This is a genomic window from Flammeovirga sp. AWQ4_249, from assembly GCF_056161045.1.
The window spans coordinates 14,402-25,786 of the sequence record NZ_JBSWYJ010000018.1 but is presented as its reverse complement, the minus strand read 5'-3'; the positions used below and the strand labels follow the sequence as shown (position 1 = coordinate 25,786).

The 11,385-nt window shown below is 29.3% G+C and carries 8 protein-coding genes; 6 read left to right on the top strand and 2 right to left on the bottom strand.

Features of this window, described 5'->3' with window-relative positions:
- Positions 1-371: 371 nt before the first annotated feature.
- The 3 genes from ACXAHM_RS14330 (at position 372) to ACXAHM_RS14320 (ending at position 4,709) form a co-directional block, all read left to right on the top strand.
- Positions 372-845, top strand: a complete 474-nt coding sequence (locus ACXAHM_RS14330; RefSeq protein WP_474961138.1) for a hypothetical protein — start codon at positions 372-374, stop codon at positions 843-845.
- A 195-nt stretch (positions 846-1,040) separates the two neighbouring features.
- Positions 1,041-1,997 (top strand): transglutaminase domain-containing protein, encoded by a 957-nt coding sequence (locus tag ACXAHM_RS14325; RefSeq protein ID WP_474961137.1) that lies wholly within the window; start codon positions 1,041-1,043, stop codon positions 1,995-1,997.
- A gap of 216 nt (positions 1,998-2,213) precedes the next feature.
- Positions 2,214-4,709 carry a TonB-dependent receptor gene (locus ACXAHM_RS14320; protein ID WP_474961136.1) on the top strand — a complete coding sequence of 832 codons (2,496 nt, stop codon included), beginning with the start codon at positions 2,214-2,216 and terminating at the stop codon, positions 4,707-4,709.
- On the opposite strand, the gene ACXAHM_RS14315 is transcribed toward ACXAHM_RS14320, so the two are convergent.
- On the bottom strand, positions 4,706-6,319 hold the full coding sequence (locus ACXAHM_RS14315; RefSeq protein WP_474961135.1) for a mechanosensitive ion channel family protein: 1,614 nt from the start codon (positions 6,317-6,319) through the stop codon (positions 4,706-4,708). The two genes, ACXAHM_RS14320 and ACXAHM_RS14315, sit on opposite strands and share 4 nt — an antisense overlap.
- A 268-nt stretch (positions 6,320-6,587) precedes the next feature.
- Here ACXAHM_RS14315 and ACXAHM_RS14310 point away from each other — a divergent pair, with 268 nt between their 5' ends.
- The 3 genes from ACXAHM_RS14310 to ACXAHM_RS14300 all read left to right on the top strand — a co-directional run bounded on the left by ACXAHM_RS14310 (position 6,588) and on the right by ACXAHM_RS14300 (position 10,842).
- Positions 6,588-8,348 carry an arylsulfatase gene (locus tag ACXAHM_RS14310; protein ID WP_474961134.1) on the top strand — a complete coding sequence of 587 codons (1,761 nt, stop codon included), beginning with the start codon at positions 6,588-6,590 and terminating at the stop codon, positions 8,346-8,348.
- A gap of 253 nt (positions 8,349-8,601) precedes the next feature.
- Positions 8,602-9,522, top strand: coding sequence for a cation diffusion facilitator family transporter (locus ACXAHM_RS14305; RefSeq protein WP_474961133.1), 921 nt, complete (start codon positions 8,602-8,604; stop codon positions 9,520-9,522).
- 348 nt (positions 9,523-9,870) lie between these two features.
- Positions 9,871-10,842: a helix-turn-helix transcriptional regulator gene (locus ACXAHM_RS14300; protein ID WP_474961132.1), complete on the top strand. Its 972-nt coding sequence runs from the start codon at positions 9,871-9,873 to the stop codon at positions 10,840-10,842.
- A gap of 2 nt (positions 10,843-10,844) precedes the next feature.
- Here ACXAHM_RS14300 and ACXAHM_RS14295 read toward each other — a convergent pair whose 3' ends face one another.
- Complete coding sequence (locus tag ACXAHM_RS14295) at positions 10,845-11,231, bottom strand: response regulator (RefSeq protein WP_474961131.1); 387 nt, start codon at positions 11,229-11,231, stop codon at positions 10,845-10,847.
- Positions 11,232-11,385 lie beyond the last annotated feature (154 nt).

The window sequence follows — 11,385 nt, the reverse complement described above, 5'->3', positions numbered from 1 at the left end:
TATTCCAAATAGAATTATTTATCATCATTAAAATAATACATTAGATGAGTATTCATTTGATGTAAGTAATCTGCCAAATGGTATGTATTTTATTTCCTTTTACATCGAAGGTAAAGTGTTAGGTTCAAAAAAGTTCATAAAAAACTAAATAAATAATTGAAATTTTGAGATCGACAAAGGCCATTACTATTCGTAGTAATGGCTTTTTTAATTACTGGTACAATTTGTAACTATTTGAAATTCAAAGATATATTTAGTATATTGTAAAGAAGTAACAACATGTTCTAAATATTTTAATATCTATTTTATTAGCAATTTGCGGAATACAAATAGTACTTATGATCTTTTTTTACAACCTAAATGACCATAAAATGAAACGAATCTATAAACGTACCTTTTATTACAAGTATTCATTCTCTCAGAAGTTATTTTTAATAATACCCATTCTAAGTTTAATGATTTTAATGCTTTATCCATTAAATCAACAAGAGGCAAAATTTGGTACTATTCTGCTATTTTTATTTAGCTTAGTAAGTTTATATATAGTATTACAGAAAAAGAATTCAATAGAGTGGGATTTAAATTCGATTACACTAAAAGTTCAAGGAAATGATAAAGTATTTTTAAATAAAGATGAAATAGATCAATATAAATTGGTAAATGAAAAACTTATAATCTCATTTTATAATCAAAATACTATAGAATTAAATTTAGAAAAATTGAGGAATAATGAAAAAGATCTTTTTTTCAGAACCTTTATATCAGCCTTGAAAGAAACAGAAAAGACAGAAATACTTTTTCACAATCATAATAAAATGTCCCTCATCTATAAAGATGATATTTAAAAAAGAAAGACTTCACATTGTGAAGTCTTTTTTAGTTTGCGAAATAAGGAGTTTAACTAATTCTTTTGATAATAGCTTAGTTTATGACAAAAGTAAAACGAGTATTTTATGAAATGAATTTTTTATTTACAATAAATCATAAGTAACTACTATCTTTGTTTTAAACATCCATCTGAAATATTTTATACTATACTGATGAACTTATATAAGACAGGTCTAACAATTTTTATTATTTTCCTCATATCCCTTTCTGTTATTGGACAAAATAAAGTAGATGAAGTTGTCATTAATAGTTACCCCAAAAAATTTGCAACCATTGAAAAACTAGCATCAAGAATAAAATCTGATTTTAATACACAAGAAGATCAAACAAGAGCATTGTTTTGTTGGATGGCTCATAATATTCGATATGATGTAAAGGAGATGTACAATCAAAAAGCGTATAGCTATACCTATAGATCTGAGAAAGAGAAAAAAGAAATTGAAAGAAAGTTTCTTTTGGATGTAGGCAACAAAACATTGAATGAAAAGAAAGGTGTTTGTGATGGATATTCTAAACTTTTCAAATTGACATGTGAAGAATTAGCTATAGAATGTGAAGTTGTCCCAGGTTTTTCAAGAGTTTATCTATCTGATTTAACTAGAAAGTATAGTCATTCAGATCATGCATGGAATGCTATAAAATTAGATGAGAAATGGTATTTAGTAGACGTTACATGGGGTGCAGGATATATTGATGAGAACATGCAATTTCAATGGTTCTATAATCCAGTTTTTTTTAAAGGAACTCCTGAACAGTTTTTTAGAAACCATTATCCAGAAGATAAGAAATGGTTGTTATGTGATAAAACATTAGAACAATTTGCTAATCAACCAGTATATTATAATTCTACTGTTACAAAAGATACTGAGCTAATAGCACCAATTGCATCTAGTGTTTCGACAAAAAATGGTGTGGAGATCAAGCTTACTACCTCATTGGATCCTAATAAGTTTTATTACGCCTATGATTCAGATGCTTATCTTCAAGAATTAAATGCAGAAGAGAATGGAAATATATTAGTATTAAAAATTAAAAAGCCTTCAAAGAAGAGTAAATACTTAACAATCTATTATGATACAAATGCTATTATTTCATTCTTAGCCAAGTAATGTGTGATATATTTTGTACTGAAAAAAGAAATAGTATTACATTCTTTTAATGCTATATGTAAACGGAATGATTTACTAAAAAATAGGCTTATATATTTAGAAATACTTCTTTGTACTTAAATGAATACTAGAATATAACTTTTTATTTAAAAGTTAATTTCTTAAAATTGTGCCTCTAATTTTATTTATCTGAGGCAAACTTTATCAATCTCCTTTATGAAGGAATACTTTTCAATATACTATCTAATTTTATTCGTATTATTCCCTTTTTTTGCAGTTGCACAAGAACAGCAATTCAAGGTTAAAAATGCTATGCATCAAGGAATTGAAGGTGTTTTTATCATTAATGAATCAGGAGAAAGTACGATATCAGAAAGTGATGGATCATTTACGTTGCCAGATAATGGCAATAGATTTACATTTTCTCATATCAATTATAAAACGATAGCTGTTGACAAAGAATACCTTTCAAAATTTACAACCCTCTTTTTAGAAGAAAAAATTACATCTTTAGATGAAGTCGTCATTGGTGCGAATAAATGGGAAGAAAGTGCTAGTGAAAACCCACAACAAATTCTTGTAGTAAGAAGTGATGAAATTCAAAATGAACTTCCAAGAACATCAGCTGATATTTTAGCCAATACAGGAGAAGTATTTGTTCAAATGAGTCAAATGGGTGGAGGAAGCCCAATGATTAGAGGTTTTGCTGCCAACCAAATTGTTCTTGTTGTAGATGGCGTTAGAATGAATAATGCTATATATAGAAATGGTAATCTACAGAATATATTAAGTGTTGATCCCAATAATGTTGAAAATGTTGAAGTTATTTTTGGTCCAGGAAGTGTTATATATGGTAGTGATGCCTTAGGTGGCGTGATTGACTTTCATACCAAAAAACCTCAATTTTCGGATAAAAACGAATTACATGGTAATTCTGCTTTAAGGTTTTCATCAGCTACTGGTGAAGGTATGGGTACCGTACAATTAAATTACCAGAAAGAGAAGTTTTCATGGTTAGGAACAGCTTCATACAGTTCTTTTAAAGACCTTAAATCTGGAACTTGGTACCGTGATAAACAAGATAAATTTGGAGAAAGAAAATTTTATGTAAAAGCTGAACAGGGGCAAGATATCATTGTAAACAATTTTGCTAACCTTGAATTACAAAAATATTCTGGCTACGAACAATTTAGTACACTTCAAAAGTTTCGTTTTCAGCCTACAGAGAATTTAGATATAACATATGCATTACATCTAACTACGACATCTGATATTCCTAGATATGATAGATTGACTGAATTAAATACAATAAAGGATGATAATGGAAATGCAATAAATGTAACTTCACAAGATATTATTGGCGTCAATAATAACCAATTGATAACACCTTATGGAGTAACTACACCTAAATTTTCAGAGTGGTATTATGGTCCTCAATATTGGTTGATGAATTCATTAAAATTAAAACTTAAAACGAATTCAGCTTTATTTGATCATTTTAAGACAACCCTTTCTTATCAATTTGTCCAAGAAGATCGACATAACAAAAAATTTAATAGTACTACTCGTACGGATGATTATGTGGATGTTGATGTATATTCAATTAATCTTGATTTCTTTAAAAAAATAAACCCTTCATGGGATGTAGCTTATGGATTAGAAGGGAGTTATAATAATGTTTTTTCAAAGGCTTATAATGTAAATATAAATAGCCAACATAAGGAGGCTACATTACCTAGATATGCAGGAGGAGGAAGTAATTATGGAACCTATGGTATTTATGGTTTAGGCCGATATTATTTTAGTGAAAAGTTTACAGCATCTCTTGGTCTTAGGTATACACAAACATTGATTAAGGCAGATTATACTGATCCGGTTTCACAAAATCTCAACTTACCTTACGATACTTTTAATTATGCTGTTGGAAGTGTTACAGGTAGTTTAGGTATAGCATATCATTATGATAATTGGCAAATTAAAGGACAATTTGCAAAAGGATTTAAAGCTCCAAATATTGATGATATTGGTAAAGTGTATAACCCTTCTAAAGATGATTTAGTTATGCCGAATCCAAATTTAAAACCAACAGATGTATATACATTAGATGCGACGGTAGAAAGAAAGTTTGGTGATGATATTCTCCTCAGTGCTGTCGGTTATTATTCTTGGTTACAAAATGCGATGGTAAGAGGTCCATATCAGTATCAAGGTCAAGATTCTGTCAGTATTGAAGGTAATAAATATGCAGTATATGCCTTACAAAATACAGGTGAAGCTAGAATTTATGGCTTCTCTGTAAAAGCGAATGCAAATATCACAGAAGAATTATCTATTATAGCAGCGTATACTTTAACATATGGAGAGGATTTAGGAACGAATAATGATAGATTGAGACATATTCCTCCAAACTTCGGGAAAGTTGCTTTAAATTATACTACAACAAGATGGCATTTGGGTCTTTCGAGCTTATTTAGTGGAGGAATAGCCTACGAAGATTTAGCACCAACTGAACAAGAAAAACCGTATTTATATGCACATGATGGTGCACTGTCTTGGTGGACCTTAAATTTTCAAGGTAGTTTACGTCTTAAAGATTTTGCAGAAATTCATCTAAATATTGATAATATTTTTGATTTAAGTTATAGAACTTATAGCTCGGGAATTAATGCACCTGGAAGAAATTTTAGTTTAGGTGTAAAAGGATTTTTTTAATTCGTCATCTCTTCGTCGTTTGTTGAATCTCCTTTTTCAACATAAATAGTTTGAGTAGGGAAGGCAAAAGGAACATCAATACTTTCAGCTGCTCTTAATATTTTTAGTAAAAGCATCTCCCTATCCTTTAATTCTTCTGTCCAACTATGTGTTTCAAAATAGACATACAAAAGTACATCTAATGAACTTTTTGCTAAATTATTCAATCTTACTTGATAAAAATCTTTCTTCGTTTTTGGATGATCTAGGACACAATTCTCAACCTTCTTCATAAATTCTTCTACCTTATCTACAGGTGTATTGTAAGGAATCGATAAGTTTGTCGTAAATCTTCGGAAGTGTCTTTTTCCTAAGTTATCAATATTACCATTTACTAAAACACCATTGGGAATATTTAAAACAGAGTCTGTAAAGGTTCTAATTTTTGTAGTCCTAAACCCAATTTCTTCAACAATTCCTTCTTCAGTATTTATTTTTACCCAATCTCCTGTTTTAAAAGGTTGATCAGTTAATATCATTATTGATCCAAAGAAATTCTTGACGGTATCTTGAGCAGCAAACGCCAAAGCGACTCCACCAAAAGAGATACCAGCAACAAGTTTTGTGACATCAACACCAAATACTCTAAGGGTGATAACTATACCAACAATGATAAAAAATATTCTAAAAGATACGCGGAGTACAGGAACTAAATTAGTATCTAAACCTTCTTTTCTATTGAGATATGATTCCGTTTGCATAACCAATAAATCTCCTAAATAAAATAAGAATTCTGTCAAATAGAACGAGAAACATAACTTTAGTATAGTCATTGAGATTTCAATAATCTCGTCTGTAAAAAAAATAAAAGGAGCGATATAATACCAAATAGCGGAGATAGTCATCATGGCTACAGGATGCCTAAATTTTGGTAAAATGAGTTTTGTTGAATGTTCTTTATGAAGTTTAGGTAATAATATCCTTATGATTTTGATAGTAACCCATTTTGTCAAGAAATAAAATAGATAGGTGAAAATTCCAAGACCTAGGATTGTTATAATTTGTAAGAAATTAATACCTAAAAAATCTGCTTTTTTGGATTGTTGAATAGCTGTAGCAAAAAGAACAAAATTACTTGTAAAAGAAGGGTAAGTTTCCTTAAATAATTGATTAATTCTATTCGTTGAATATTCTGAATACCTCCAACTACCATCACTCATTTTTTCTAAGTAAATGCTTTTTAATTTATTACTTATAAAATAACGGGTAGTTTTTGTCCTCTGATCAATGTAATTTTTAGTTAATGGAAATTCTTGTGAGTTGAGATATATCCCTCTTTGAAAAAAGATTAATTTTAATTTGATAGCTAATTTTTTTCTGTCTTCTAAAGAAAAATTAGCGTCATTAAAAACTTGTGCTGCTACTTCTGGATGATAATTGTTTTCTTCTAAATTTTCTAGTTGAGTATGAATTGTATGGTATGGAGTACTTAAAGAATATTCTATACTATCATAGGTCTCAAATTTATAAAAAACATGATCATCAGGATAACTATATTTCAGTGAATCACTAGCAATAAGTGAAGTATTAATAAAACCAATGCAAAATAGAAATACAAAAAAAACTTTCATTAAAATGGTTACTTAATGTTATGTAAAGGGTAAACTTTCATAATATTCTATTCTATAATACTCATTTTTTTTGGGACAGCATTCAAATTTTTTATTAAATCTATTGTTTTCTTTAGAAAAAAAATGATAGATGAAATGTAATTATAAAAAATTGTACCCAATTAATATTCAGTAATATAGTGTGTCGATTTTTTTAGTTCAATTACAATTTTTAATATCTTTTTTAATAAATAATTATTCAAGAGCAATCTAATTTATTGAAATTGATATGTACCCCATTTTAAGATATCTAACTTTATTTCTGATAAGCTTAACTTTAAGTTGTAGTCCATCAACATCAACTCAGAACTCTGCTGAAGTAGCAAAAGAGAGTAAGCCCAACATTTTATTGTTAATTGGTGATGATATTGCCTTTGGCGATTTAGGTGTTTATGGTTCGGAAATTAAAACACCTAATTTTGACCGATTAGCAAAAGCTGGTGTAAGATTTTCAAATTTTCATTCTTCTCCGGTTTGTTCTGTAACTCGATCTATGTTGATTACAGGTTGTAATAATATAGAAGTTGGTTTAGGGTCCTTTGATTATTCTTTTTATCCTGCTTCAAAAGGGAAACCAGGTTATGAAGGGTTTTTAACTGAAAATGCAGTGACCATCTCTCAATTATTTAATGACGAAGGATATGATGTAATTAAAGTTGGTAAATGGCATCTAGGTGGTGAATCAGCAGGTGGATATGGACCAATGCATTGGGGTTTTAACAAAGAATTCGGAATCCTTTCTGGAGGATCTAATCACTGGAACAACTTAAGAATGACTCCAATATTTTCGGATCCAGATTTTATGAATAAAAAATTTGAAGAACATTGGACTTTGAATGGTAAAAAATATAACCGTCCAGATGGAGTGTATTCTGGTGAATTATATACAAATCAATTGTTGAAATTTATTAAAGAATCACATGAAGATGGAAAACCATGGTTTTCTTGGATGGCTTTTACAACAGCCCATTTTCCTATACAAGCACCTCCTGAATTAGTTGAGAAACATTATAAATTCTATTTAGAGAAAGGGTATGAAGGATTAAAACAATACCGATATGAACAACTAAAAACAAGAGGATTAATTTCTCATAATGCTAAACCTGCTCCAGAAAATGATTTAGTAAAGAAATGGAATGCATTGTCTGAAGATGAAAAAAAATATCAAGCTAAAATTTTCGCAACATATGCAGCCGAAATTGAAGACCAAGACAATAGAATAGGGCAGATTTTGGATTATCTAAAGGAATCAGGGGAATTAGAAAACACAATGATTGTTTACCTCTCTGATAATGGACCTGAAGGAATGGAAGCTGAAAATCCAAATACTGGAAATAAAGTCTTTGGAGATTGGATTGCGAATAATTATGATACAAGTTTTGAAGCCATCGGAACTGCTAATTCATGTAATTACATTGGTACATCTTGGGCAAATGCGGCAACTGGTGGCTTATCTTGGTGGAAATGGTTTATTGGTGAAGGTGGTATTCGAGTTCCTATGATCATTGTTCCTCCAGGTGCCACAGAAGATAACTATCAGAAAGCAGGTGAAATCACCAATATTGCGATGTCTGTAAAAGATTTACCTATGACTATTTTAGATTATGCAGGAATAAAACACCCCGGTACAACTTATAAAGGAAAAAAAGTCGTTTCGCCAAGTGGAAAAAGTGCTCGATCATTCTTAGAAGGGAAAGCAGAAAAAGTAAGAGAAGATGATGATTGGTATGCCTTTGAATTATTTGGAAATGCTTACTTGATGATGGGAAGCTATAAATTAATGAAAGTAAGAAAAGGTATGTTTGGTGATGGAGAATGGCATCTTTACAATGTTGTTACTGATCCTTCTGAAAGTAAATTTTTAGAAAAAGAAATGCCTGATAAATTCCAGAAAATGTTAGCACTTTATAAAGAATATGAGCAAAAACATAACTTAGTACAAGTTGATGAGTCTTGGAATGCCTTTAAAGCAGCAAGTGAAGGAAATTAACAAAAATATCTACATTAAAAGTAAACGCATTCAAGTTGAAATCTTGGATGCGTTTTTTTATCTAATTTCACTTTAATAATTTGATAAGTTTATTGAAATAATTTTTTTGATAAAATTGTAGTATTTATGGTTAGTATTTCAAAATTCTCTTCTACATTTTAAGCAGAATATTAAATTTTAAAGTTAATTTATTATAGTTTAAAATTGTGATTTGTCGTCTATTATAGTTGAATATTATCTGACACAAAACAACATGGAAAATACCACTTCAATCGAAAAAAAAGTGATGTCACTATCCTTAGTGATGAATACTATTTTAGCCCTTTCTGGATTATATTTTGGCTATAAGGCAAATTCATCAGCAATCTTAACGGATGGAATGTACTCTACCTTATTGGCAGTTATGTCGTTTTTATCGATTGGCGTGTTACGTCTTATCGAAAAACCTGGATCAAAATCACATCCTTTTGGATATGCTTCATATGAACCATTGGTTAACCTTTTCAGAGGGTTATTAATTCTTATGGTTATCATTTTTGGTGCTTTTGAAAGTATAAACTCCATCATTGAAGGAGGGAATGTAGTGGATTTTGACAGTTCTATGATTTATTTCATCATCTGTCTAAGTGGTTGTATTCTAATGACTTTTATATTCTATATCCAAAAGAAAAAAATTAAGTCTCCAATCATTAGTGTAGAAACAACAAATTGGGTGATGGATACTTTATTGACTGCTGGTATGGGAGTGTCATTTATTAGTGCTTTCTTATTGAAAGATAAGTACCCAGATTTCATTCCTTATGTGGATCCAATTGTTACTATACTCTTGTTGTTATCCATCATCAAAATGCCTTATGATACGATTAAAAATTCCATTAGAGAATTACTTCTAATGTCAGCAAATGATGATATTACGAATGCTGTTAATGAAGCAATTCAGAAATACTATCGTCAACAGGATATCCTTGATTATAACAATATGATCACAAAAACAGGAAGAGAAATTTATGTTTTGGTTGTGATATTATTAAATAAAGAAAGTGATAATTTCTATGATTCTACAGAGAAACATGATGAATTTAGAGAGATGGTTTATAATGATATCGTAAAAATCTCAAAAAATATTCAACTTGATATTGCATTTACCTATAATGAAAAGTGGGTAAAACAATAATAAAGCGTATTGAAGTGATATGTTAATAAACTGATAGCCAATTGGTTAAAATGATCATGTGTAAAAATGTAGTATTATTTGTGAAAAGATGTGGATGCGTTTTTTTGAATAAAACATTTCATTTTTAGACATTTATATCAAGCTAAAACACTAGAACTAATTTACTTATAACTAAGCTAAAACTAATTCGGACAGACTAAATATTTATTTTAATCAAAGTGAAAATTATCTCAAAAAGGCTACCAAATGTTAGGTAGCCTTTTTGTTACTGCTAATTTTTTTCTAATTTCAGAATTTGAAAGATCTATTAGAATATTAATATCGGATTATCAATTACTTTTTTGCATAATGTATAGAGATAAAATACAAGACTATAACCAACATAAACAATGGTTGCAGGATTTTTTTGAAGGAGAATTTATACATCCTAATTTATTGAAAATTGATAGTCAAAAAGGTGAAGGCTTCATTTTTTTCTATAAAATCCATCCAGGTATCTACTTCATGTATTTTCATATTGATGCAAAAGAAGATATATCTTTCGAATTTGATTATAGTAGTTCCTTTTATTTCAATTATATCGCCTCGTTTTTTAACAATGAAATTAAAATTCGTAATGAGAAAACAGATGTCTTATCCTCTTTTCCTTGTGATGGATTTTATGTTTGTACAAAAGATATTGTGTTAAATAATAGTGTGAAAAAAGGGGAGAAACTTCATAATATTAATATTTTTTTTTCTGAGGAAACCTTTCGAGAAATAGATGAGGAAAAAATAGCGGAATACCATCTTTCATCTACTCATTTCTTAAAATATTTTGATGAACATAGAGATATAAAAGCTTTCAAAATGGGATTGGAGGAAGTATTAGGATATTCAAAAGTTCTAAGAGCAAAAATTCTTCCTGTAAAAATGCAAGAACTCTATTACATCTTCTTGAACGCATTGAAAAATATACAAATTCCATCTGTAAGAAAAACACAAGAAGTAGATGGTGAAAATCTTTCTCGATTATTTAAATTCAGAAACAAATTAGTTGATAATTTAGGAGAGAAGCCTGATGTAGATCAACTTCTGAAAAATGCTAAATTAGACTCTGATGAAGGAAGAAGTATGTTTTCAGAAGTTTTTGGTAATAATCCAATCAATTACTTCAATGAAGTAAAAATGCAATCAATAAAGTCAGATTTATTGAAAAGTAGATATTCTATCTCTGAAATTTCTGAGAAGTATGGCTTTCCAATGGTACAACATTTCTCAACTACTTTTAAAAGGAAATTTGGTCATTCACCGTCAGATTATTTAAAAAAGATAAAATAAGATTACCCAGCATTGGAATTTGGATTAGGAGAGATCACTTCTCCAATTGTTTTGAAGAGAATATCTGGTGTAAATGGTTTAGAAATAAAGGCAGCTATATCAAATTGCTGTAATTCGGTTTTTACTTTTGCTTTATCTTCTCCTGATAATGTAATAATTGGAATATGGGCAAACAGATTATTTTCTTTTACTTCATAAATAAATGTAGCCCCAGATTCTCCTTTTAAATTTAGATCTGTAATAATAACATCTACACTATTCTTTTCTAGAAAAGATGACGCATCATTTATCGTCCCAAAACAATGTACATTGTACTTCAGGGATAATATATTCTTGATAAATTTTTGCATAAACTTATCATCATCAAGTAATAGAATATCTGTGCTCATCTTAAAAAATAGTATAAGGGTTAACAAGAAGATAAACACTGATCGTCTTGAATAAGTTCTATATTCAGAAAATCAAGAACGTTTTGTTGTATTACTTTTTGTAGCTATTGTTCTCAAAAGTTAATCTATTCATCTTTTGAAATTTAAAGTATTT